Source organism: Gammaproteobacteria bacterium, from assembly GCA_014075255.1.
Classification (GTDB): Bacteria; Pseudomonadota; Gammaproteobacteria; order UBA4575; family UBA4575; genus JABDMD01.
The window spans coordinates 1,278,970-1,304,243 of the sequence record CP046178.1 but is presented as its reverse complement, the minus strand read 5'-3'; the positions used below and the strand labels follow the sequence as shown (position 1 = coordinate 1,304,243).

Genomic DNA, 25,274 nt, shown 5'->3' with positions numbered 1-25,274 from the left:
AAATTAAGAAACCAGTATGAAAAAAGTCTCAATATTGGGTGCAACCGGTTCAGTCGGGGTTAATACGCTAGATGTTATTGGGCGTCATCCAGAATTATTTTCAGTTGTAGCGTTAACAACAAATCAAAATATTGATCTATTGTATGAGCAGTGTATTAATTTCCGCCCTAATCTAGCGGTAGTGGCGAATGAATCGCTTGTCGATAATTTCGCAGCCAAATTTGTTAATAGCCAATATAAGCCCGAGTTAGCGAACGGAAACGATGGATTAAATCTTGCTGCGAGTCTTGACGAAACAGATTGTGTGATGGCGGCAATAGTTGGCGCTGCTGGCTTGCCAGCTACCTTGGCTGCGGCCAAGGCAGGTAAGAATATATTGCTGGCTAATAAAGAGGCTTTGGTGATGTCTGGTGATTTGATGATGAAAGTTGCCAAACAAAATAATTCTCAATTACTGCCAATCGATAGTGAACATAATGCGGTATTTCAATGTCTACCATTAAGTAATGATCGTTGTGAAATTGAAAAAATAATTCTTACTGCTTCTGGCGGACCATTTTTAACAAAAGCATTAGCAGAATTTGAAAATATAACGCCTGAGCAAGCTTGTGCGCATCCAAATTGGGAGATGGGGAAAAAGATCTCAGTGGATTCTGCGACTATGATGAATAAAGGTTTGGAATTGATTGAAGCATGTAAATTATTTGACGTTAATGTAAAGGATGTTGAGATAGTGATTCACCCTCAGTCAATCGTACATTCGTTAGTAGCCTATCCAGATGGTTCCGTGCTTGCACATATGGGTTATCCTGATATGCGCGTTCCCATTGCGCATGCTTTGGCGTGGCCACAACGAATTAACTCCGGCGTTGATATTTTAAATTTAACTGAAATTGGTGCGCTAGAGTTTTCGAAGCCTGATCATAATCGGTTCCCATGTTTGCAGTTGGCTTATGATGCGATGAGTGCTGAGCAAAGCGCTACAACAGTGTTAAATGCAGCGAATGAAGTGGCGGTTAGTTCTTTTTTAGACCAGCAAATTCGTTTTACTGATATTTCTTCAGTAATAGATGCCACTTTGCAAGATATTGAACATGTTGTAGTAGATGAGCTGAATGTTATATTCGAAAAAGATCAACAAGCGCGAAATTATGCGAGAAATTATATTCGCAACTCGCTGGTGAGGCACTAGAGTATGCAGTTTTTAACATATGTATTAGCTTTTGTGGCTGCAGTTGGGATCATAGTGACTGTGCATGAATTTGGGCATTACTGGGTCGCTAAAAAACTCGGTGTGAAAGTGTTACGTTTTTCGGTTGGTTTTGGAAAACCACTTTTTACAAAGTTAGCCGGTACTGATAAAACTGAATATGTACTTGCGAGCATCCCGTTAGGCGGATATGTAAAAATGTTAGATGAGCGAGAAGGTGAGGTGAGCGAGAGTGAAGCGCATCGTGCATTTAATCGTCAGCATGTATGGAAACGATTTGCGATTGTTTCTGCAGGTCCAATTTTTAATTTTATTTTTGCTGTGTTTGCTTATTGGATCACTTTTGTTGCAGGTGTAGACGGTGTTAAACCTACTGTTGGAGAAATACAGGCTGAAAGTATCGCTGCTAACGCGAAAATTGAAGTGCAAGATACGTTCACGCATATAGAAGGTGAGCCTGTTAAGACTTGGCAAGAAACATCTATTCAGATGCTTAATGGTGCGCTTAAAACTGGTTCAGTAAATGCAACATTGAGCAGTGATGGTTCCCAAAAGACCGTAACGCTTGATTTAAATGACACAAAACAGTTATTAGCTGAAGGAAACTTGCTTGAAAAAATTGGTATCTCACCATGGCGTTACCAGTACCAAGCTAGATTTGGCGAAATTAAACGCGGTGTAGCTAAAGATGCGGGTGTGCTCGAAGGTGACCAAGTCGTCAGTGTTGATGGCAAAGAGATTGATACTTGGGTGGCTTTAGTTAGCTATATTCAAGAGCGCGCAGATATTCCAATTAGTTTTGTTTTGCAAAGAGGTGCCGAGCAATTAAGTGTACAGCTTACCCCTAGAGCTGATGCGCTTGATGGGAGAGTAATAGGGCGAATTGGTGCCTACCCTTATGTAGATAAACAGCAGTTAGAGGCGCAAAAAGTGGTTGTTCGCTATGGGCCGATCGAGTCAATGGGGAAGGGCTTAGTGAAAACCTGGGAAGTCTCTATATTAACATTAAAGCTACTGTGGAAGCTCGTAGTAGGTGAGGCTTCATTAAAGAATATAAGTGGGCCTGTTACTATTGCAGAATATGCCGGTGTGTCTGCAGCTATCGGATTTTCGGCATTCGTTGGTGCGCTTGCGATTATAAGCATTAGTATTGGTATACTTAACCTGCTACCTATACCTGTACTCGATGGTGGCCATCTGTTCTATTATTTGGTCGAGATGGTTAAAGGCAGTCCTGTGTCAGAAAAAATTGAGGCTGCTGGACAAAGATTAGGCATTATTATGTTAGCAGGACTGATGGGTCTAGCTTTCTATAATGATATACAGCGCTTGTTGCAATAAATAAATTAAGAAATAAAAAATATAATATGGAGTCATTTTTAATCAAGCGACTTGTGCTTGTTTGCATACTTGTGGTTAATTCTTTGCCTGTATTTGCAGAATCCTTTCGGTTACAAGATATTCAAATAGAAGGCCTTGAGCGAATTGAAGCAGGTACAGTATTTACGTATTTGCCTATTAAAGTTGGCGACGAGTTAGATGAAAATAGCACTGCTAATATTGCCCGTGAACTCTATAAATCCGGTTTCTTTAATGATATTCAATTACGCCGTGAAGGTAATATATTAGTTGTTACTGTCCAAGAAAAACCAACAATTGCAAGTTTGAATTTTGATGGCAATAAAACTCTTGACGATGAAGAGCTCGCTGAAGTATTGACAGACGTTGGTATCGCAAATGGGCGTGTATTCAATCGTTCTGTTCTTGAAAGACTTGAAAATGAGTTAGTGCAACAATATTTTGCCTTTGGAAAATATAGTGTAGATATTGATACGCAAATTAGGGAGCTAGAAAGGAATCGCGTTGATATTGGCATTCATATCATTGAGGGCGATGCTGCTAAAATCAAACAAGTAAAAATTGTTGGTAATAGCGCATTTGAGGAAGAAGATCTCACTGACGATTTTGAATCTGGATTAAAGCCTTGGTATAAATTTTGGGGGTCTCGTGATCGTTACGCAAAACAAAAACTTCAGGGTGATATAGAGATCTTGCGCTCACAATATTTAAATGAAGGTTATCTGAGATTTGATGTGCCCTCTACTCAAGTATCTATTAGTCCCAACAAAGAAGACATTTTTATTACCATCAATGTAGATGAAGGCGAGCAGTATACGATTGACGAAATTAAACTTGCTGGGAAATTTATATTTCCGGAAGAAGAGTTGAGGTCTTTGGTCGATGTATCTATAGGAGACAAATTCTCGCGTGCAAAAATCGTAAGGTCTACTGCGGCTATTTCACGTAGGCTTGGTGATGAGGGCTATGCATTTCCAAATATCAATCCTGTTCCTGAAGTAGATGAGGAAACTAAAAAAGTAGACTTAACCTTTTTTATCGATTCTGGAAAACGCGTCTATGTACGTAGAATTAATTTCACTGGTCATAAAACCACGCGTGATGAGGTCTATCGAAGAGAACTGCGACAAATGGAAAGTGGTTGGTATTCGCAAACAAATGTTGAGGCATCACGGCGCAGAATTCAAAGATTGTCTTATGTGGATGCTGTAGAAATAGAAACTCAACGTATCCCTGGGGTCGATGATTTTGTTGATTTAGATATCGCAGTTGAAGAGAGATTGGCGGGAAGTTTTAACATTGGTGCGGGATTTTCAGATAGTCAGGGTATCGTGGGCTCCACTAGTGTGAGCCAAGAAAACTTTTTGGGTACAGGTAAAACTGTATCGTTCCAAGTTAACACTAGCAGTGTGAATACTGTCTATGGTCTTAATTATGTTAATCCATATCACAATATTGATGGCGTGAGCAGGGGGTTTGGATTTAATTTTGTGTCTACTGAGGCTGACGAGGCAGACATATCCGATTTTGATTCAGACCAATTTTCGCTTAGTGTGAATTACGGTATTCCACTCACCGAGGTGGATCGAATTGGAGCTACATTTCAATTGGGGAATACAGATATTCAGACAAATTCAAATACTCCACTCGAAATTCAGCAATTCATTGATGAAAATGATGATAGCTACACTAATCTAACGTGGACTACCAGATTCACACACGATACTCGTAATCGCAGTCTTTTCCCTGATAAAGGCAGTCGACAGAGCTTTGCTACAGAAATAACTCTTCCTGGTAGTGGTTTAGAATTTTATAAACTTACGTATGAAAACGTATTTTATTTCCCGCTTGGCGAGACATTCACTCTGTCGTTAGGTAGCGAAATCGGTTATGGTGATCAGTACGGAGATACAACAGATTTGCCATTTTTCGAGAAGTTTCGTGCTGGTGGTTTTGATTCTGTGCGAGGTTATGAGAGTAATTCCTTAGGTCCGCGTGACTCGCAAGACGATTCATTTGGGGGTAATTTTGTTTCAGTTGTTAGAGCCCAGGTTTTATTTCCACCTCCATTTTTGGAAAACAAGAATCGGGCGCGGTTAGCGCTATTTATTGATAGTGGAAATGTATTTCCAGAAATTAGTGATTTCGATTCAAGTGATTTGCGCGGGGCATTTGGGTTGGGCGTGAATTGGGTTACAGCATTAGGTGGCATAAGCGCAGCACTTTCTACACCGTTTAATGATGAGCCCGGAGATGACACCGAGACATTCCAATTTAATTTAGGGACGAGCTTTTAAGTTTAGGAGAAACATGTTTTATGTTTAAGATAGCGATTAGATTTTTTGCAGTTCTATTTTTAGTTGTGCCAATGTCTGCAATGGCTGAGATTAAAATTGGGTTTGTTAATATGGTAGAGCTGATGGAAAAGTCGCCGCAGGCAGAAATTGCACGCAAAGGTTTGGAGTCTGAGTTTTCTAGTCGCGATAAAAAGCTTACTGCAGTGCGTGATGAAGTATTGAAGCATGAAGAGACATTAAAAAATGATGGGCCAATCATGAATGATAAGAATCGTGCTGACTTAGAAAAAAAGATACTCAATAGAAAGCGTGAATATAATCGTCAGCAAGATGAGTTAAGAGAAGATTTTAATATTCGTCGAAACGAAGAATTAGGCAAACTGCAAAAGAAAGTACATGAGGTCATTGTAGTGGTTGCTAAAGCAGAGAATTATGATTTAGTGGTTACTCAGCCAGTTCTCTATGCGAGTGAGAAGATAGACTTAACCGAACGTGTGTTGCAAGAGATGCAAAAACAATAGTAATTTTGAGTATAAAAGTTACGATATTGATCAGATTGTATTAATTTATTGGGTTTGCATTCTGATATTTGAGTGCGCTTCTATTATTTATTAAAGATTTTTCTTGCTATATTAAAATGTGATTCTAGCTATTTTTGGTTGGTAAGCTATTACAATTCTATAAGATAATTTATTAAGTACGTGACATGTCTAATTTAATCGAGATGAGTATCCATGATATTTTAAAATATCTGCCTCACCGTTATCCGTTTTTACTGGTGGATCGAGTGATTAAGTGTGAGGTAGGAAAATCTGTATTAGCGATTAAAAATGTAAGCTTTAATGAGCCATTTTTTCAAGGCCATTTTCCTGGTGCTCCGGTTATGCCTGGAGTGTTAATTCTGGAAGCGCTAGCCCAAGCTTCTGGGTTACTGGCTTTGAGTAATCCGGAGTGGCGTCCAGATGATGAAAGTTTGTATTTGTTTGTTGGTATAGATAAAGCTCGATTTAAGCGTCAAGTGAGCCCGGGTGACCAACTTACATTGGATGTGAGATTAAAAAGGCAAAAACGAGGCTTTGGGATATTTGAAGCTGTCGCTTCAGTAGAAGATGAAGTAGCAGCAAGTGCTGAGTTAATGTGTGTGTTTAAGGAAGTTGAGAAAAATTAAGCTAAAGTATGCAGAAGTCTTCCGTGAAGATTAAAAAATCAGAAGGCATACATCCTACTGCAATGATCGATTCCAGTGCTGAGTTGGACACTGATGTGTCTATCGGTGCTTATTCTATTGTTGGTCCAGGCGTAAAAATTGGGAAAAATACCACTTTAGGTCCGCATGTAGTGCTCAAGGGGCCAACAACAATCGGCACAGGTAATCGCATCTTTCAGTTTTCATCCATTGGCGAAATACCGCAAGATAAAAAATATCACGGTGAAAATAGCGAATTAATCATTGGTAATGATAATACTATTCGTGAATATGTGACCATTAATCGCGGTACTGAAGAAGATCAAGGATTTACAAAAATTGGTGATCGAAACTGGATTATGGCTTATGTGCATATTGCTCATGATTGCAACGTCGAAAATGATATAACATTTGCGAATGGGACTACCTTGGCGGGCCATGTGGCCGTTGAAGATTTTGCCATCCTTGGTGGTTTTACATTGGTGCACCAGTTTTGCCGTATTGGAGCACATTCATTTTGTGCGATGGGCACAGCATTAAACCGTGATTTGCCACCCTATGTGATGGCTTCTGGAAATTACGCGAGTACGCATGGCCTAAATAAAGAGGGCTTGAGGCGTAGAGGATTTTCAGAAGAGTGTATAAAGGCATTGCATAAATCTTATAAGTTGTTAGTGCGAAGCAAGCATTCGAAAAGTGAGAATCTAGCTGAAGTTAAAATACTTGCTGATCAATTTCCAGAAGTGAAGCATTTTATGGATTTTGTAAATTCAAGCAAGCGTGGAATTACTCAATAATTTAAGTATTAATTAAATCTGCAGCAAGACGGGCTGTATTTGCAGATCCATCTTTGTTTCCAAGTTCATTTTTAATTTTCTGCATATTGTTTATCATTTCCGCAATATATCTTTCATCAGATAATAATTTGTTTAATTCGGTTGAAACATTTTTAGCTGTAGCATCTGCTTGAATGAATTCGCGAGATATTTCTTTCCCTGCGATCACATTCGCAATACCAGCATAAGAGAATTTAACTATTCTTTTGAAGATTTGATATGTGATAGGGGATATTTTGTAAATGATCAGCATTGGTACTTGCATGAGAGTAATTTGCAAGGTGACAGTACCTGATGCAGCAGCAATTGCGTCACAAGCGTTAATTACATTATAGATATTATTAGATGTAGTATTTACCTCTATACCAGCTTCAGAAATATACTTCTGTATTAGATCATTCGATAAAGTTGAGGCGACAGGGGTGATAAATTGAACATCTTCTCTTTGCTTAAGTAATGTTTTGGCAGAGTCTAATAAAACAGGGTAATTATTTTCTATTTCACTTAAACGGCTGCCGGGGAAGAGGCCAATTAATTTCTTATTAGGATCTAACTCATTGGAATTGATGAGTCGATTCTTTTCAACCGTAGCTTTAGCTTCTTTGGTGAGCGGATGCCCAACATATTCAACCGGTACATTAGCATCAAGATAAAATTTCTCTTCAAAAGGAAATACCACCGCCATCATATCTACATATTTCTGAATCAATTTAATCCTATTTTTACGCCATGCCCATATCTGCGGGCTGATGTAATACAACACTTTGATACCGCATTGCTTTGCAGTTTTCGCTAAAGGTAGATTAAAGTCTGGGGAATCAATTAAGATTAATAAATCAGGTTTTTTTTGCTTTAATGAGTATTTAGTTTTATTCAGAATTTTGCGTAGTCGTGGATAATGTTTAAGCACTTCAGCTAGACCCACTACAGAAAGTTCAGAGACGTTGGTGTGTATATCAACCCCGACTTGTTGCATTTGTGTGCCGCCAATTCCATAGCACTCAATAGTAGGAAATATTTTTTTTATTTCGCGAACGACATGTGCACCATGCAGGTCACCAGAAGCTTCCCCCGTTACGATCATTAGAGAGGAGGTATTGTTATGTGCAGCTTGTTTAGGCACGTTTAACTGTGTCTACTACTTTTTCTATTTGTTCGTCGGACATCTCGGGGTACATGGGGAGCGATATGCATTTGTTACAAATTTCTTGTGTGATGTTAAGACTTTTTGTGTGTGAGATTGAGCTAAAAGCGGGTTGTTCTGAGAGCGGTATGGGATAATAAATCGCATGACCAATACTTTCTTTATTGAGTTGTTCTGAAATAGCATCACGTTTTTCGCTTAATAGAGTGTACTGATGAAATACATGTGACATGTTTTCTTCAAATGATGGGGTGCTAATAGAGGTTGATGATAGTAACTCGTTGTATTTCTTGGCTACAGTCATCCGATTTTTATTGAACTCATCGATGTTTTTTAACTTGATTCGTAATATGGCTGCCTGCAACTCATCAAGTCGGCTATTCCAGCCAACCATCTCATGTTGATTCCTAACTTTGCTGCCATGACTTTTTAACAGTGTAAATTGCTCTGCAATATCATCTGAATTAGTAGTAAAAAGACCTCCATCCCCATAGCAGCCTAAATTTTTACTAGGGAAGAAACTAAAACAACCTGCGTCTCCAAAACTACCGGTTTGTTGGTTATTGATATGAGCACCAAATGACTGGGCGCAATCTTCAATAATTTTTAGATTGTTATCTTTTGCAAGTTTGGTTATTTCTTGCATGTTAGCCACTTGGCCAAATATATGTACGGGCAAAATAGCTTTGGTGTTGCTACTTATTGCGGATTCGATCGCTTTTGTGGAAATGTTGTAAGTATCTGATTCAATGTCAACAAACACGGGAGTTGCACCGACATAACAAATTGCTTCAGCGGTGGCAGCAAAGCTAAATGGTGTAGTGATGACTTCATCATTTTCTCCGATCCCGCATGCACGAAGCGCCAAGTGCAGAGCATCGGTTCCTGAATTGCATGAAATTGCATGTTTAACGCCTAAGTATTGTGCTGCTTCTGACTCAAACTGTTGAACATTTGGGCCCATAATAAAATGTGTGTTTTGCAGCACATCCGCCACGGCGGCATCTATTTCATTCTTCAGCGTTGCATATTGCAACTTTAGGTCAAGCATAGGGATCATATGGATTTGTTAGGTAAATTTTAGTTGAAAGTAGAGTGAGTATAGTAAATTAAAGTGCAGTTATGCCAAAAGTTCACTTATTTGAATTGCAGTTTGCAAAGCCCGTCTTGCGTCTTGTCCTGTCACTTTAGGAATGGAATTAGTTTCAATACAATATAGAAAGTGCTCTATTTCTGATTTTAATGCATCGGCTTTATCAAAAGTATTTTTTTGAATGTCAATATTCGGTATACCTGGGTACATTTCGCCATCACCTTTTCGATAAGTAGCTAATTCTCGATTTTGGAAATCGACAGAAAGGTATGCATCATTTTGAAAGATACGCATTTTCCTATCAGTTTTATTACTCACACGGCTTGCAGTAACATTTGCAACGCAACCATTTTTAAAAACAATGCGTGCATTGGCTATATCAATATCATTTGATAACACGGGTGTGCCACTAGCATCAATTTTATCAACTTCAGAGTCTACGATATCTAAAATGATATCAATATCGTGAATCATCAAATCGAGTACCACACTTACTTCTGTGCCACGCGGGTTGTAAGGTGCTAGGCGATGAGATTCGACAAAACTGATTTGTGAAATCTCTTTTTCAATAGCAATAATTGCCGGATTGAATCGCTCCAGATGACCTACCTGTAATACACAGTCATTTGATTTCGCTAGTTCAACCAGTTGATCGGCTTGTTCAATACTCGTAGTAATCGGTTTTTCGACTAAAACATGAGCCTTATGTCGGAGAAAGTCTGCAGCAATTTGATGATGAAGGTCGGTGGGAACAACAATGCTTACTGCATCCACTTTTCCTAGTAGATCGTGATAATCCGTGCAAGCATCACAGCCCACGGAAGTGGCTACTTCTTGAGCACTTTCAAACTCTTTATCAACAACAGCGAGTAACTTGCTGTTTTTTAATTCTGAATATTTTTGTGCATGAAATTTGCCTAAATATCCAACACCTATGACGGCAGTTCGTATCTCTGACACTGGTTTTTAGGTATCCTTTTAAGTAAGCGCGCAGTATACGAAGTTTATGTATCTAGGCATAACGTTCGTCATAACGAATCGGTCAATATTTAGCCGCTAACACATTTATATTTTTACTAAAGAAAGCAATATTTAATGCCTATTATTAAAGCAGAATCAGGTCTTGTTGCGGGTATAGATGAAGCGGGTCGTGGACCGCTTGCTGGTCCCGTTGTTGCGGGAAGTGTGATTTTAGATCCTGATTTTCACATTGAAGGTCTTGCCGACTCAAAAAAACTTTCCGCAAAGAAGCGTGAACATTTATATAATGAAATTATAGCTACAGCCTACGCTTGGGGTATTGGCTATGCTACTGCTGACGAAATTGATGAGATTAATATTCATCAGGCAACGCTTCTAGCAATGCAACGCGCATATGTCGCAATGCTAGAGGAGGCAGTTCATGTATATGTTGACGGTTTGCATTGTCCGGCGTTGCAAGTTCCGTGCACTGCAATAGTCAAAGGTGACCAGCTCATTGCAGAAATAAGTGCTGCATCCATTTTAGCAAAAGTTACTCGTGATACAGAAATGGAAGAGCATCACAGAACTTTGCCGCAATACGGTTTTGATCAACATAAGGGTTATCCTACAGCAATGCATATTGCTGCGTTGCAAGAGCATGGTCCATGTAAATTGCATCGTAAAAGTTACAAACCTGTAAGAGATGCAATAGCTGCATTGAATGCAATATAAAGCTATTTAGTAATTACCATGTCACAATTTGTACATTTGCATTTACACACCGAGTATTCGCTTGTAGATAGTATTGTTCGCGTACCTAAGCTAATGGAGCAGCTTAGTAGCTCAGGTATGTCATCAGTTGCGTTAACCGACTTTAATAATTTATTCGCATTAGTAAAGTTCTATCAGAAGGCGCTAAAAAATGGCATTAAACCCATTATTGGCGTTGAGGCACAGTTATCTGGGCTTTCTGCAAAAGAACCCAATTCACGTGTTGTGTTTTTATGCAAAAACAATGAAGGCTATCAAGAACTCACAAAACTTATAACTCGAGCGTATATAGAGGGTCAAAGAGGAAGTGGTCCGACACTTGAGCGAGATTGGTTGGTCGGAGCAGGTAAAAACTTAATTGTAATTTCCGGTGCGCGTGATGGTGATGTTGGACGTGCAATTTTGGCTGGGAATAAAAAATTAGCCGTTGAATATGTTTCATTCTGGGGCAAACATTTTAAAGATAATTATTATATAGAAATACAGCGTACAGGTAGAGATGAAGATGATCTTTATAATCAACAAGCTATTAAGCTTGCAGCTAAATATGCTTTACCTGTGGTGGCTACTAATGATGTGCGGTTTTTAGAGCAAAGCGAGTTTGATGCGCATGAAGTACGTGTTTGCATTAACTCGAGTAGAGTTATAAACGATCCGCGTCGCCCACAATTATATTCATCACAGCAATATCTTCGCAGTAGTGAAGAGATGGTGGAATTGTTCAAGGACATTCCTGAAGCTATCACTAATACGGTGGAAATAGCCAAGCGTTGTAATGTTACTTTGTCATTTGGCGAGAATGTATTGCCAGAGTTCCCAATTCCAGAGACGCATACGGCACCTGAATTTATGCGTGAGCAATCTGAGAAAGGCTTGCAGAAGCGGCTGCTAAAACTGCAGATTGATGATTCTGATGTTGTGCAAGACTATCAAGATCGTTTGGACATTGAATTAGATGTAATTAATACAATGGGCTATGCCGGATATTTTCTCATCGTTGCAGATTTTACAAGTTGGGCTAAAGCGAATGCCGTGCCAGTAGGCCCAGGGCGCGGCTCGGGTGCTGGTTCATTGGTTGCTTATGTTCTAGGTATTACAGATGTAGACCCACTTAAATATGATTTGCTATTTGAGCGTTTTCTAAATCCAGAACGTGTATCAATGCCTGACTTTGATATCGATTTTTGTATGGATAATCGAGATCGCGTTATTGATTATGTTGCTGAGCGGTACGGGCGAACTCGAGTCAGTCAAATTATTACCTACGGCACGATGGCTGCACGTGCGGTAGTGCGAGATGTGGGCCGTGTGCTCGGCCATCCATATGGGTTTGTTGACCGAATTGCCAAGCTGATTCCTTTTGAAGTCGGTATGACTTTAGATAAAGCGCTGAAAGCGGAGCCTACGCTGAAAGAGCAATATGATAATGAGGAAGATGTGCGCAGTGTGTTTGATATGGCGCTGATACTCGAAGGCTTGGCGCGCAATGCGGGTAAGCATGCCGGAGGTGTTGTGATTGCACCTACGGAGTTAACCGCATTTACTCCTCTATATTGTGAGCCAGGTGGAACCAATGTTGTTACACAATTAGATAAAGATGACGTTGAAGCGATGGGTCTTGTGAAGTTCGACTTCTTGGGTTTAAGAACGTTAACGATCATCGACAATACCGTTCAGTTGGTAAACGAAAAACAAAAACTACTTAAGCAACCGCTAGTTGAAATTGAAGATTTACCACTAGATGACGTAGCAACGTATGACACCCTAAAACGTCAACAAACTACTGCAGTATTTCAGTTAGAGTCGAGCGGTATTAAAGATATTATTAAACGTCTTCAACCTGATTCCTTTGGTGAAATTGTTGCGCTTGTTGCACTTTATCGTCCTGGTCCATTGCAATCTGGAATGGTCGACGACTTTATATTGCGTAAACATGGTGCACGTGTCGATTATTTTCATCCTGATATTGAGCATATTCTTAAAGAAACCTACGGTGTGATTCTGTATCAAGAGCAAGTGATGCAAATTGCACAAATCCTGGCGGGGTATACGTTGGGTGGTGCGGACTTGTTGCGTCGTGCTATGGGTAAAAAGAAACCTGAAGAGATGGAGAAGCAGCGCGAAATTTTTGTAAGTGGTGCAGTAAAGCGTAGCGTTGACCTAAAGCTTGCCACGCATATATTTGATTTGATGGAAAAGTTTGCAGGTTACGGCTTTAATAAGTCGCACTCTGTTGCATATGCATTGTTGGCGTATCAAACCGCCTGGTTGAAAACGCATTTTCCAGCTGAGTTCATGTCTTCGGTGATGTCATCTGATTTAGATAACACCGATAAGGTTGTTATTCTTATTGATGAATGTCGTGGCATGAATATTAAAGTGCTTTCGCCAAGTATTAATAGTTCAAACTATAACTTTACGGTTCCTGAAGACAATATTGTTTTATATGGATTGGGTGCGTTAAAAGGCGTCGGTCAAGCAGCTGTAGAAGAAATGGTGAATGAGCGATTAGAAAATGGTGAGTACCAAGATTTAGATGATTTTTGTTTGCGTCTTGGTTCGCAAAAAGTAAATCGCCGTTGTATCGAAGCTTTAATTCGTGCAGGCGCAATGGATTGTTTTGGCTATACGCGTGCAAGTTTATTTCAGCATCTTGATAAATCTTTACGTTTTGCAGAACAACGGCACCGTGATGATGATGCGGGACAAAACGACATGTTCGGTCATGCTGAGGTGAGCATGAAGAGCAGTAAGGTTCAGGAAGTGGCTGAATGGGAAGAAGAGAAAAAGCTGCTTGGTGAGCGTGAAACGCTAGGTTTGTATTTAACAGGACATCCGATAACTCGTTATCGAAATGAGCTGGATAAAATCACCAGTAAGAATATAAAAGAACTGCTTGCAACAGGGAATGAATTAGGCCCGCAAAAATCTTGGCAAGCTCGCGATGAATCAAAAACTATATTAGTTGCAGGTCTATTGGATCAAATACGCTTACGAAACAGTCCAAAAGGGCGGATTGCTTTTTTAAGTTTAGATGACAATACCGGGCGAATGGATATTGCAGTGTTTGCAAAAGATTATGCTAAGTTTGATCATGTATTAATTAAAGACGCTATTTTAATTATAAAAGGCAGCTTAGGCTGGGACGAATATACAGGTCGGGTACGGGTGCGCGCAGACCATGTCTGGAGTTTTGATGACTATTTAAAACAGTTTGGTGCTCTGTTGAATATTAAAATTAAAGCCAATAGCAGTTCACCGTCTTGGGTGCAAGAACTACATCAGTTACTTTTACCGTTTAAAGACGGTAACTGCCCAATTAGACTTGTATATGAAAATAATTCTGTGGAGACAGGAGTGGAATTTCCTGAGCACTGGAATATCTCATTAGATGAAAAACTGTTACAGCGCTTAAGTAAAGTATCTGAGGTTTTAAATACAAGTGTCGTATACAAGAAACCAAGTATTAATGCATAATTGCCAGTATCTTGATTAATAAAGACTAGAATGAATCCTGATTATCTTGAATTTGAACAGCCCATTGTTGAGCTTGAAGCAAAAATTGATGAGCTACGGTTAGTTGAGAGTGATAATGAATTCAATCTCAATGATGAAATTGCCAAACTGCAAACTAAGTCGAAAAGTTTAATTGAATCTATCTTCTCAAGTTTAACGCCTTGGCAAGTAGCGCAATTAGCTAGGCACTCTAAACGGCCTTATACCTTAGATTATGTCGAAAGACTGTTTACTAACTTCTCTGAACTGCACGGGGACCGTATGTATGCCGATGATGCGGCCATCGTTTCAGGCATTGCAAAATTTGAAGGTGATTCAGTGGCTATTATTGGCCATCAAAAAGGTCGTAATACCAATGAAAACATAAAACGTAATTTTGGTATGCCACGGCCTGAAGGTTATCGCAAAGCACTACGCATCATGGAATTGGCAGAACGCTTCAAAATGCCCGTGTTCACATTTATTGATACACCAGGTGCATATCCAGGTATTGGTGCAGAAGAACGCGGACAAAGTCAGGCGATAGCAGTGAACCTGCAGAGAATGTCCTCACTGCGTGTGCCAATCATCTGTACTGTAATTGGTGAAGGTGGCTCAGGTGGGGCCTTGGCTATTGGTGTGGGGGATTATTTAGCGATGCTTAGTTACAGTACTTATTCGGTAATTTCGCCTGAAGGTTGCGCATCGATTTTATGGAAAGATGCAGCCAGGGCAGAAGATGCCGCAACAGCACTCGGAATCACTGCGCCACGTTTGTTGGAGTTAGGTTTAATTGATGAAATTATTGAGGAACCGCTGGGCGGTTCACATCGAGATATCGAAACTACATGTGAAAATGTGCGGGTATCATTAGCGACTACTATAGATCGACTAAAATCACAAACAACGGAACAGTTATTAACGAATCGATTTCAGCGTTTAACGCAGTACGGAGAATTCAAAGAATCTAGCTAGATTTTTTTAATGGCTAAATAGTAAAGCTGATGCACTAATGTCTTTTTCTATTTCTCTGTTGCAACGATTTTTCTCGTCCTACCAATATATTGAAAAGTTTTATATCGCATACAGTGGCGGTTTAGATTCAACTGTTTTGTTGCATGCTATGCATGCGGCAAAATTACCGATACATGCCGTACATGTGAATCATCATTTACAACAAGACAGCGATGGTTGGCAGCAACATTGCGCAGCTGTATGCAATGGTTTGGGTGTATCTCTTACTGTTAAACATGCACAAATAAACAAGTCTCCACAAAAAAGTCTTGAAGACTGTGCAAGAGATGCTAGGTATGCATTGCTAGAAGAAATGCTAGATGTAAATTCTGCAATGGTGACTGCGCATCATCAAGACGATTTAGCGGAAACCGTATTGTTGCAGCTGTTGCGTGGTGCTGGCCCTGCAGGGCTAGCAGCTATGCCAACGGATAAAAAATTATCTATTGGAATTCATCTGCGCCCAATGTTAGCTAGTGCACGAGCAGAATTATTGGAGTATGCAAGATCAAGTAATCTGCAGTGGGTGGAGGACCCCTCTAATGAGTTTAACGATTTTGATCGTAACTATTTGCGCAATCAAGTTATGCCAAAGCTGATTGAGCGTTGGCCGGGTGCGAATCAAACTTTATCTAGGTCTTCTACGTTGCAAGCAGATGCATTGAGTTGTTTAAGTGATCTTGCAGAAATCGATATTCAACCAGCTAGAACGACTCAAGTTCTAAAATTGGATGTAAGGGCTTTGCAAGTGCTTAGTAGTGAGAGATTAAATAATGTCCTGCGGTACTGGATTCAATCCAATCACATGCGCGTGCCAAGTATGAAAGTCTTGCAACAAATCGTCTCAGATATAGTGCTAAAGAAAGAAATAGAGACATCGCCGTTGCAATCCTGGAAAGAGGGAGAAATTCGTCGCTTTCGAAATTGCGTGTATTTAATGCAACCCTTAAAGCCGCATGATGCTAATCAAGTGATTCGTTGGAATATTGATCAGCCGTTATATATCGAATCTTTAGATAGAACATTACAGCCGAAGGATCTTAAAGATGCTGGCGTGCCTTTTCCTGATGGCGTTAACGAATTGATTGTTCGATTTCGAGCGGGTGGTGAGCGTCTAAAGCCATTTGGAAGTAAGCAACATAGGTCATTGAAAAACCTTCTGCAAGAGGGAGGTATACCACCCTGGGAAAGAGCACGTATCCCATTGCTATTTCATCAAGAGCAACTCATTTCAGTGTTGGGATATTGGAATATAGGGCGCGACTGTGAAACCACTTCCTAATTGTGAAACCTAAATTAGCTAATCTATAGATTGTGGTTAAGCGCTTCATTTGATACGCTTTTCTCCCGTCTTGAATACGTTCTCACCACAAATTACAGCACTATTTGGTAGCTTTAATCTTATCAGTGCACGCGAGGTTTAGATGACACGATATGTTTTTATCACCGGCGGTGTAGTTTCATCTTTAGGTAAAGGTATTTCCTCGGCTTCTTTGGGCGCAATTCTTGAGGCGCGAGGATTAAAAGTCAGTCTGATGAAGCTCGATCCTTATATCAATGTTGATCCTGGCACCATGAGTCCATTTCAACATGGCGAAGTGTATGTCACTGCAGATGGTGCAGAAACCGATCTAGATTTAGGCCATTACGAACGCTTCGTGCGTTTCCGTTCAAGCAAGAATAATAACTTTACCACTGGACAAATTTACGAAAACGTTATTCGTAAAGAACGTCGTGGTGATTACTTGGGTGGCACGGTTCAGGTCATTCCACACATCACAGATGAAATTAAAAAATCAGTTGAGCTTGGAGCGCAAGGTGCAGATGTTGCATTAGTAGAGATTGGCGGAACAGTAGGTGATATAGAGTCGCTGCCATTTTTAGAAGCGATACGTCAACTAGGTGTAGAGTTGGGACGGGAAAATACAATTTTTATTCATTTAACTTTGGTGCCTTATATACAAGCAGCTGGTGAAATGAAAACTAAGCCGACTCAACACTCGGTTAAAGAATTACGTTCCATTGGTATACAGCCTGATATTTTATTATGTCGTTCTGACCGCCCATTGCCAGATGGTGAGCGTAAGAAGATTGCATTGTTTACCAATGTAGAAGAACGTGCAGTAATTTCTTGTGTGGATGTAAGTACAATTTATAAGCTTCCGCTTTGGTTGCACGCGCAGGGATTAGACACCATTGTGGTTGATAAATTTCAACTGCAGTTACCTGCGGCAAATTTAAAAGATTGGAAAGATGTTGTGCATGCGATTGAATTTCCTGAGGCGGAGATTACTGTGGGTATGGTCGGTAAGTATGTAGACCTTACCGAATCGTATAAGTCGCTTAATGAAGCACTTACACATGCGGGAATACAAACACACACAAAAGTTAATATTCAATATATCGATTCAGAAAGTATCGAATCTAGTGGTGTTGGAGTATTAGAAGACTTAGATGCGATTCTCGTGCCAGGCGGTTTTGGTGATCGTGGAATTGAGGGGAAAATTGCTGCTTCTCGTTACGCACGTGAACAGAAAATACCGTACTTAGGTATTTGTTTGGGAATGCAGGTTGCCGTGATTGACTTCGCTAGATATGTCGTAGGTTTAAGTGATGCGCACAGTACTGAATTTGCACAAGGCACAAAAAATCCGGTCATTGCTCTGATTACTGAATGGCAAGATCGTGAAGGTAGTGTTGAGCGACGCAGTCAAGCTTCAGAGATGGGTGGCACTATGCGTCTTGGCGAACAAGAATGTAAATTGCAGCCTGGCTCTTTAGTGCATCAGCTATATGGAAAAGAATTAATTGCAGAGCGTCATCGACATCGTTATGAGTTTAATAATACGTTTATGGAGACATTACAGAATGCTGGTTTGTCATTTACCGGAATGTCTAGTGATGAAACCTTGATGGAGGTTGTCGAGATCAAAGAACATCCTTGGTTTATCGGCTGCCAGTTTCATCCAGAATTTACTTCTACGCCACGTTCGGGACATCCTTTGTTTTCAGGTTTCGTACAGGCTGCGCGAGGTCACCACGATCAGCAGCTAAGACCGAATATATATAAGTCTGATGAAAATCCAACGTCTTCGCCTGATTTAGTTTCTCAAGCTGAAGACCAAAAGAACCCAATAAGTTAATGAAGCTTTGTGATTTTGAAGTAGGGCTTCAACAGCCCTTTTTTCTCATTGCGGGGCCTTGTGTGGTCGAGAGTCTCGAATTGGCGCGTGAAACAGCCGGCCAGCTGCAAGAAATAACACAGCAACTGAAAATTCCTTTTATTTATAAATCTTCTTTTGATAAAGCCAATCGTTCATCGATAAATAGTTTCCGAGGATTGGGAATGGAGAAAGGATTACAAATTCTTGCGCAAGTGAAAAAAGAATTTAAACTTCCTGTGTTGACCGATGTGCATGAGGACACGCCGATGCAAGAAGTGGCTGATGTGGTAGATGTATTCCAAACGCCCGCATTTCTATGTCGTCAAACGAATTTTATTCAACGCGTTGCGGCATGCAACATACCTGTAAATATCAAAAAAGGGCAATTTTTATCGCCTACTGAAATGAAGCATGTTGTGAATAAGGCTAAAGCTCAAGGCAATCAAGATATAATGGTTTGTGAGCGCGGCGCATCATTTGGCTATAACAACCTAGTGTCTGATATGCGTTCCCTAGCCATCATGAGGGATACAGGTTGCCCAGTAGTATTTGATGCTACACATTCAGTACAATTGCCTGGTGGTAATGATGGTAGTTCAGGCGGGCAACGAGAGTTTGTTCCGGTGTTGGCGCGTGCAGCTATAGCCAGCGGTATCTCAGGTTTATTTATGGAGACTCATCCAAACCCAGAAGCTGCAAAAAGTGATGGACCAAACTCATGGCCATTAGCAAAAATTAAAGCGTTACTAGAACAATTAAAAGAAATTGATCAGGCAGTTAAAAAATCAGGTTTTATAGAACAAGACTTAATGATTTAGGGAAAATAGTAATTACATAGGAAATATTAGGGAAATAGAATGTCAAAAATAAAATCAATCCATGCGCGAGAAATTATCGATTCGCGCGGTAACCCAACGGTAGAAGCAGATGTAATCCTAGAATCTGGTCAAGCAGGTAGAGCTGCAGTGCCTTCTGGAGCTTCAACTGGATCCTTGGAGGCGGTGGAATTAAGAGATGGTGATAAGGCACGTTACTTGGGTAAAGGCGTGAAGAATGCGGTAAATAATGTAAATACCGAAATTCAAAAAACGCTTACTGGTATGGACTGTTTTCAACAGCATGAAATTGATCAGGCAATGTTAGATTTAGATGGTACTAAAAATAAAGGTCGCCTAGGCGCGAATGCATTGTTATCTGTATCTTTGGCAGTAGCTCAAGCCGCTGCAGTTGCAAGGCAAATCCCTTTATATAAATATTTACATCAAGGTGGTGATTTCATCATGCCTGTGCCGATGATGAATATCATTAATGGTGGTGAACATGCTGACAATAGTGTCGACATGCAAGAATTCATGATTGTACCCACTGGGGCATCTTCAATCCGTGATGCGATTCGTTACGGTGCTGAAGTGTTTCACGCACTTAAGGGTGTATTGAGTAAAAGAGGTCTTAACACTGCTGTGGGTGATGAGGGTGGCTTTGCGCCGGATTTTAAATCAAACAATGAAGCGGTAGAAACGATATTGCAAGCAATAGAGATTGCTGGTTTTAAAGTGGGTCAAGATATTCATCTTGGTCTAGATGTTGCAAGTACTGAATTTTACGAAAATGGTAAATATGAATTACATTCTGAGAGTAAGTCTTATAACTCAGAGCAGTTTGTTGATTATCTTGTAGATTGGGTAAACCAATATCCAATTATTACTATCGAAGATGGTGTTGCAGAAGATGATTGGGATGGTTGGAAACTGTTAACTGAAAAAGTAGGTAAAAAAGTTCAATTAGTTGGTGACGATTTATTTGTAACCAATACTGAGATACTGCAAAAAGGCATTGATCGTGGAGTAGCGAATTCTATTTTAATTAAGGTGAATCAAATTGGCACGCTCAGCGAAACATTAGCGGCTATTAATATGGCGCATGCAGCAAACTATACTGCAGTGGTGTCGCATCGTTCAGGTGAGACAGAAGACGTAACCATTGCAGATCTTGCGGTAGCTACTGGTGCAGGGCAGATTAAGACCGGTTCGTTGTCACGCTCTGATCGAGTGGCAAAATACAACCAGTTAATTCGTATAGAGGAAGAGCTTGGTACAGCCGCCAAGTATCCCGGTATGAAAGCGTATAATTTTTAGCAATAAGTTCAATTGTGAAAGTCATTATCATCATTATGAGTGTCTTATTTCTGCTGCTGCAGTTCAAGCTATGGTTTGGTGATGCAAGTGTGCGGGATGTGATGGAGCTAAAACAAACTGTAAAAGAACAGCAAGCTAAAAATGAGCAAGTTAAACAACGCAATGCAGTCTTGGCAGCAGAGGTGGAAGATTTAAAGACTGGTTTAGAGGCCATAGAAGAGCGTGCAAGAAATGAGTTGGGCATGATTAAAAAGGATGAAACTTTTATCCATATTGTAGAAAGCGAATCTAAAGAATCCTCTAGTCAATGATGAATTGATGATGGCGGCATTACGGTTCTGGGCGATTATTCCTGCGGCAGGAATTAGTCAGCGTATGAAATCTTCGGTTCCAAAGCAGTATCTTCCTTTAGCCGATACAACCGTTATTGAGGCCTCGCTAAGTAGCTTTTTACAGCAGCCTAATATTACAGGTGTAATTGTGGCGCTGAATGCAGATGATCAGAATTGGGATACTCTGAGCGTTTCAAAAAATGAAAAAATCCATACAGTAATTGGTGGCAATTCTAGAGCAGAGTCGGTTTATAACGCGTTGCAATATTTAGATGATACTCTTGCTGAAGATCAAGACTTTGTTTTAGTGCATGATGCAGCTCGGCCTTGTTTGCGACATTCAGATTTGGACTTGCTAATGCAGGAGCTTGAACAAGATGAAGTAGGTGGGATTCTTGCCTCACCTATGAGCGATACCCTGAAGATGGCTGAGATGCAAGAAGGGTCTGGCAATGTTGTGAGTAAAACACTAGACCGCGAGATTATATGGCGTGCTCATACTCCGCAAATGTTCCGCTTAGGTACTTTGAAGAAAGCATTAGCGCATTGTGTCAAAAATAATATAAAAATTACTGATGAAGCATCTGCTATCGAGCATTTAGGTTTGCAAGTTAAATTAATTAAAGGGCAAAGTGATAATATTAAAATCACTCATGCTGAAGACTTAGCGCTAGCAACGACAATACTTAAAATCATTAATCAATAATCATTCAACATATGGTAGTAAGAATAGGTTTCGGTTATGACTCACACCGATTTAATGATGGCGACTTTATTGTTGTAGGCGGTGAGAAGATAGCCTTTGAGAAAGGCTTGGATGCGCACTCAGATGGCGATGTTTTGTTACATGCTCTGTGTGATGCTTTGTTAGGAGCAGCTGCAATGGGAGATATTGGCAAGCACTATCCCGATAATGATCCTAAATTTAGAGATATTGAGAGCAGCGTATTGGTTAAAAATGTAATGTTAGAGTTAGATAAAAAAAACTTTATGGTTGGGAATATTGATAGCACAGTTATTTTAGAAAAACCTAAATTAGCTGGCCATATTCCTGCTATGCAAAAGAATCTATGTGATTTGCTTAATACTTCTATGGACAATGTAAATATTAAGGCTACTACCAATGAAGGTATGGGATTTGTTGGTCGTGGAGAAGGTCTTGCTGCCTATGTGATGGTCACATTGTTTGGTAAACCTTAAAATGTCATTCGATGAAGTAATAAGCAGTGTTGAAAATATTAGTGGAAGTATTTTCAGTAAAGAAGGTTTGTTATCAGAGCATCTAGAAAAATTTCGCTATCGTCCACAACAACAATCCATGAGCGATGCAGTAGAAACTGCATTGAAAAACTATAGCCAGTTAATTGTTGAAGCAGGCACAGGGGTAGGTAAAACTTTTGCTTATCTCATACCGGCCTTACTTTCTAAACAAAAAGTAGTGATATCTACTGGCACCAAGCATCTGCAAGATCAATTGTATTTTAAAGATCTGCCAACCATTCTAAAAATTCTTAAGTTACCAGTTAAGACGTCTTTGTTAAAAGGGCGCGCGAATTATCTGTGTTTGCATAGACTGGAGCATAACGCGCCTAGTGCAATCATGCATAACCGTCAGCTTGCTAAAAAAGTAAATATAATTAAAGAGTGGTCTCAGTTTACCAAAACGGGTGAAATTGCAGAGGTAACGGCAATCTATGAAAATGATGCGGTTTGGCCAATTGTTACTTCAACAATAGATAATTGCTTAGGTGCAGAATGCCCGAGTTATGATAAATGTCATGTAATTAAAGCCAGACAAAAAGCACAACAGGCAGATGTGGTTATTATTAACCATCATCTATTTTTTGCTGATCTAGCGTTAAAGATGGAAGGTTTCGGTGAGCTTCTTCCAAGTGCAAACTCTGTAATATTTGATGAGGCACACCAGTTGCCGGAATTGGCCAGTACCTTTCTTGCCACTTCTAGCAGTAGTCGGCAAATGAATGACTTAACAAGCGATGTGCTTGCTGCACAAATCGAAGAGGCCCCAGAAGTTAATGAAGTGCAGCCAGTGGCAGACGCGTTGCAGAAAGCAATAGCGGATTTTCAGCTTGCCTTGGCTGGTAAGAATGGTCGCTTCCCATGGTATGAAATTATTTCTGCCTCCAAGATTGAAGATCAGTTTGATGTGTTGTGTAAAGTGGTACATGAATTATATGAAGTGATTGTGCCATTGAGTGACCGTGGAAAGTTAATGACTAAGTGCATCGAGCGCTGTGAGCGCATAGAGCAAGCTCTGTATTTAATCTCAGAAGGTAATGACGAGAGAATTAACTGGTTAGAATGTTTTGAGCGCGGTTTTAAATTACATAGTACGCCACTAGTCGTAGCTGATTCATTTCAAGAATTTATGCGGCAGTACAAATGTAGTTGGATATTTACCTCTGCGACATTAACCGTGAGTGCAAAATTTGATCATTTTCAACAACAGCTGGGTTTGCTGGATGCTGAAACGTTAATGTTGGACAGTCCGTATGATTATCAAAACAATACGCGTTTATATTTGCCAGTGATTGACGTTGAGCCTAATGATAAGAACTACACTCATAAAGTAATTGATGCAGTGCTACCGTTATTGGAAGCAAATCAAGGCCGCACTTTTTTATTGTTTACCAGTCATCGAGCTCTGCGCGTTGCAGCAAACTATCTAGCCGACCACGACGAGTTTACCTTGTTGGTTCAGGGTGATTCACCGCGTAGAGAATTACTGGCAGTGTTTGCTAAAACAGACCATGCGGTGTTATTAGGTACCAGTAGTTTTTGGGAAGGAGTGGATATCCGCGGGGATGCGCTGAGTTGTGTTGTGATCGACAAGCTTCCATTTGCCTCACCAGGTGATCCTGTGTTGAGTGGGCGCCTACAGGCTTTACGTCAGACAGGTGAAAATCCATTCATGAAACATCAACTGCCTCAAGCGGTGATCTCTTTGAAACAAGGGGTTGGTAGACTGATTCGTGATGAAGAGGATTATGGAGTGGTGGTTCTTTGTGATCCTAGAATTCTTTCTAAACCTTACGGGAAAACATTTATAAAAAGTTTGCCTAATATGATGCGTACTTCAAGTCTTGATGATGCGATAAACTTTTTAGAGCTGCGTGAGTCTGAGTATGAAGCTGTTAGCTATTGAGACGGCTACAGAGTCATGTTCTGCTGCCTTGCTGGTAAATGATGAAGTAATTTGCCTAAGTGAAATTGCGCCCAGAAGGCATAACGAAATTATTTTATCTATGTGTGAACATGTACTTGCACAAGGCCAAATCAGTCTTTCACAATTAGATGCGATTGCTTTTGGAAGAGGTCCGGGCGCGTTTACCGGTGTGCGTTTAGCGGCTAGCGTAACTCAAGGGATTGCATTAGGACAGGATCTGCCTGTAGTTCCCGTTTCGTCTTTAGCTGCACTAGCTCAGGCTGCTTTTGAGACTGTACAGGCTGCTCAAGCGCTGCCCTGTATCGATGCACGTATGCAGGAAATATATTATGGTTTATATAAGTTAGGTGATAATCATGTGATGAATCTGGTAGGCGAAGAAAAAGTTGCCCCGGCAAACCAAATTGAGCTAGATGTGGGTGATGACTGTTATGGCGTTGGCTCTGGGTGGGGTCCATATGCAGGAGATTTGCAACATGCAATTGGTAAAAAATTAGCTTTTAAGGAAAAAGTATTTCCTCAAGCAGAGTATGTTGCGAAGTTGGGTAAAGTAGCTTATGAACAAGATAATTATGTTTCGGCAATTGAAGCCTTACCAGTTTATTTGCGTGACAATGTAGCAGAAAAACCAAAAAATAAAATGGTGTTTTAATTATGGCAACATCTGTTTTTCATTTAGCGTTCCCAGTCTATGATATAGAGGAAACCAGAGCATTTTATGTTGACCTTCTAGGTTGTGTGGTTGGGCGCGAAGACGCGCGCTGGATAGACTTTAATTTTCATGGTCATCAGCTTAGTGCACATTTGTATGACCATGAAGATATGTTTACGCCTTCTAATCCGGTAGATGAACATGATGTGCCGGTTAGGCACTTTGGAATTGTATTAAATTGGGGTGAATGGGAACATTTCGCGGAACGTCTTAAGCGCGAAGGAGTCAAATTTCACATCGAGCCATGTATCCGCTTTAAAGGGCAGGTTGGCGAACAAGCTACAATGTTTATTCAAGATCCAAGCAATAATTATCTGGAATTTAAATCCTTTAAAGACATGGGTCAGATTTTTGTTAAAGAATAATTGGGAAGTAA

At 40.2% G+C, this 25,274-nt stretch carries 22 protein-coding genes; 19 read left to right on the top strand and 3 right to left on the bottom strand.

Features of this window, described 5'->3' with window-relative positions; translation table 11 throughout:
- Positions 1 to 16 precede the first annotated feature (16 nt).
- The 6 genes from GKR92_06670 (at position 17) to lpxA (ending at position 6,849) form a co-directional block, all read left to right on the top strand.
- Positions 17 to 1,192 (top strand): 1-deoxy-D-xylulose-5-phosphate reductoisomerase, encoded by a 1,176-nt coding sequence (locus tag GKR92_06670; protein QMU61393.1) that lies wholly within the window; start codon positions 17 to 19, stop codon positions 1,190 to 1,192.
- Positions 1,193 to 1,195: 3 nt separating this feature from the next.
- The gene (rseP, locus tag GKR92_06665; protein QMU61392.1) at positions 1,196 to 2,551 is read left to right on the top strand and encodes an RIP metalloprotease RseP; all 1,356 of its coding nucleotides are present in this window, start codon (positions 1,196 to 1,198) and stop codon (positions 2,549 to 2,551) included.
- A gap of 26 nt (positions 2,552 to 2,577) precedes the next feature.
- A complete protein-coding gene (gene bamA / locus GKR92_06660; protein ID QMU61391.1) occupies positions 2,578 to 4,866 on the top strand; it encodes an outer membrane protein assembly factor BamA in 2,289 nt (762 codons plus the stop codon).
- Positions 4,867 to 4,886: 20 nt separating this feature from the next.
- On the top strand, positions 4,887 to 5,387 hold the full coding sequence (locus tag GKR92_06655; GenBank protein QMU61390.1) for an OmpH family outer membrane protein: 501 nt from the start codon (positions 4,887 to 4,889) through the stop codon (positions 5,385 to 5,387).
- A gap of 185 nt (positions 5,388 to 5,572) precedes the next feature.
- Positions 5,573 to 6,034 carry a 3-hydroxyacyl-ACP dehydratase FabZ gene (gene fabZ, locus GKR92_06650; protein QMU61389.1) on the top strand — a complete coding sequence of 154 codons (462 nt, stop codon included), beginning with the start codon at positions 5,573 to 5,575 and terminating at the stop codon, positions 6,032 to 6,034.
- Between the two features lie 8 nt (positions 6,035 to 6,042).
- On the top strand, positions 6,043 to 6,849 hold the full coding sequence (gene lpxA / locus GKR92_06645) for an acyl-ACP--UDP-N-acetylglucosamine O-acyltransferase (GenBank protein ID QMU61388.1): 807 nt from the start codon (positions 6,043 to 6,045) through the stop codon (positions 6,847 to 6,849).
- 1 nt (position 6,850) lies between these two features.
- Here the strand turns inward: lpxA and lpxB are convergent, their stop codons facing one another.
- The 3 genes from lpxB to GKR92_06630 are packed head-to-tail and all read right to left on the bottom strand — an operon-like array spanning position 6,851 to position 10,085.
- Positions 6,851 to 8,011, bottom strand: coding sequence for a lipid-A-disaccharide synthase (gene lpxB, locus GKR92_06640; protein QMU61387.1), 1,161 nt, complete (start codon positions 8,009 to 8,011; stop codon positions 6,851 to 6,853).
- Complete coding sequence (locus tag GKR92_06635) at positions 8,004 to 9,092, bottom strand: aminotransferase class V-fold PLP-dependent enzyme (GenBank protein ID QMU61386.1); 1,089 nt, start codon at positions 9,090 to 9,092, stop codon at positions 8,004 to 8,006. Before GKR92_06635 ends, lpxB begins: the two co-directional genes overlap by 8 nt.
- Before the next feature lie 60 nt (positions 9,093 to 9,152).
- Positions 9,153 to 10,085: a gfo/Idh/MocA family oxidoreductase gene (locus GKR92_06630; GenBank protein ID QMU61385.1), complete on the bottom strand. Its 933-nt coding sequence runs from the start codon at positions 10,083 to 10,085 to the stop codon at positions 9,153 to 9,155.
- Between the two features lie 135 nt (positions 10,086 to 10,220).
- Here GKR92_06630 and rnhB point away from each other — a divergent pair, with 135 nt between their 5' ends.
- From rnhB to GKR92_06565, 13 genes are all read left to right on the top strand, one after another.
- Complete coding sequence (rnhB, locus tag GKR92_06625) at positions 10,221 to 10,820, top strand: ribonuclease HII (protein QMU61384.1); 600 nt, start codon at positions 10,221 to 10,223, stop codon at positions 10,818 to 10,820.
- An 18-nt stretch (positions 10,821 to 10,838) separates the two neighbouring features.
- Positions 10,839 to 14,336, top strand: coding sequence for a DNA polymerase III subunit alpha (gene dnaE / locus GKR92_06620; protein QMU61383.1), 3,498 nt, complete (start codon positions 10,839 to 10,841; stop codon positions 14,334 to 14,336).
- Positions 14,337 to 14,366: 30 nt separating this feature from the next.
- On the top strand, positions 14,367 to 15,329 hold the full coding sequence (locus tag GKR92_06615) for an acetyl-CoA carboxylase carboxyltransferase subunit alpha (protein ID QMU61382.1): 963 nt from the start codon (positions 14,367 to 14,369) through the stop codon (positions 15,327 to 15,329).
- Positions 15,330 to 15,366: 37 nt separating this feature from the next.
- On the top strand, positions 15,367 to 16,650 hold the full coding sequence (gene tilS / locus GKR92_06610; GenBank protein QMU61381.1) for a tRNA lysidine(34) synthetase TilS: 1,284 nt from the start codon (positions 15,367 to 15,369) through the stop codon (positions 16,648 to 16,650).
- Positions 16,651 to 16,792: 142 nt separating this feature from the next.
- Entirely contained in the window at positions 16,793 to 18,511 is a 1,719-nt protein-coding gene (locus GKR92_06605) for a CTP synthase (GenBank protein QMU61380.1), read from the top strand.
- Positions 18,511 to 19,350 carry a 3-deoxy-8-phosphooctulonate synthase gene (kdsA, locus tag GKR92_06600; GenBank protein ID QMU61379.1) on the top strand — a complete coding sequence of 280 codons (840 nt, stop codon included), beginning with the start codon at positions 18,511 to 18,513 and terminating at the stop codon, positions 19,348 to 19,350. The genes GKR92_06605 and kdsA overlap by 1 nt, the downstream gene beginning before the upstream one ends.
- Before the next feature lie 39 nt (positions 19,351 to 19,389).
- Positions 19,390 to 20,667 (top strand): phosphopyruvate hydratase, encoded by a 1,278-nt coding sequence (locus tag GKR92_06595; GenBank protein QMU61378.1) that lies wholly within the window; start codon positions 19,390 to 19,392, stop codon positions 20,665 to 20,667.
- Between the two features lie 14 nt (positions 20,668 to 20,681).
- A complete protein-coding gene (gene ftsB / locus GKR92_06590) occupies positions 20,682 to 20,978 on the top strand; it encodes a cell division protein FtsB (GenBank protein QMU61377.1) in 297 nt (98 codons plus the stop codon).
- 7 nt (positions 20,979 to 20,985) lie between these two features.
- The gene (ispD, locus tag GKR92_06585) at positions 20,986 to 21,705 is read left to right on the top strand and encodes a 2-C-methyl-D-erythritol 4-phosphate cytidylyltransferase (protein ID QMU61376.1); all 720 of its coding nucleotides are present in this window, start codon (positions 20,986 to 20,988) and stop codon (positions 21,703 to 21,705) included.
- Positions 21,706 to 21,716: 11 nt separating this feature from the next.
- Complete coding sequence (locus GKR92_06580) at positions 21,717 to 22,199, top strand: 2-C-methyl-D-erythritol 2,4-cyclodiphosphate synthase (GenBank protein ID QMU61375.1); 483 nt, start codon at positions 21,717 to 21,719, stop codon at positions 22,197 to 22,199.
- Position 22,200: 1 nt separating this feature from the next.
- Positions 22,201 to 24,165: a DEAD/DEAH box helicase gene (locus tag GKR92_06575; GenBank protein ID QMU61374.1), complete on the top strand. Its 1,965-nt coding sequence runs from the start codon at positions 22,201 to 22,203 to the stop codon at positions 24,163 to 24,165.
- Positions 24,146 to 24,838 (top strand): tRNA (adenosine(37)-N6)-threonylcarbamoyltransferase complex dimerization subunit type 1 TsaB, encoded by a 693-nt coding sequence (gene tsaB, locus GKR92_06570; GenBank protein QMU61373.1) that lies wholly within the window; start codon positions 24,146 to 24,148, stop codon positions 24,836 to 24,838. Before GKR92_06575 ends, tsaB begins: the two co-directional genes overlap by 20 nt.
- Before the next feature lie 2 nt (positions 24,839 to 24,840).
- On the top strand, positions 24,841 to 25,263 hold the full coding sequence (locus GKR92_06565) for a glyoxalase (protein QMU61372.1): 423 nt from the start codon (positions 24,841 to 24,843) through the stop codon (positions 25,261 to 25,263).
- Positions 25,264 to 25,274 lie beyond the last annotated feature (11 nt).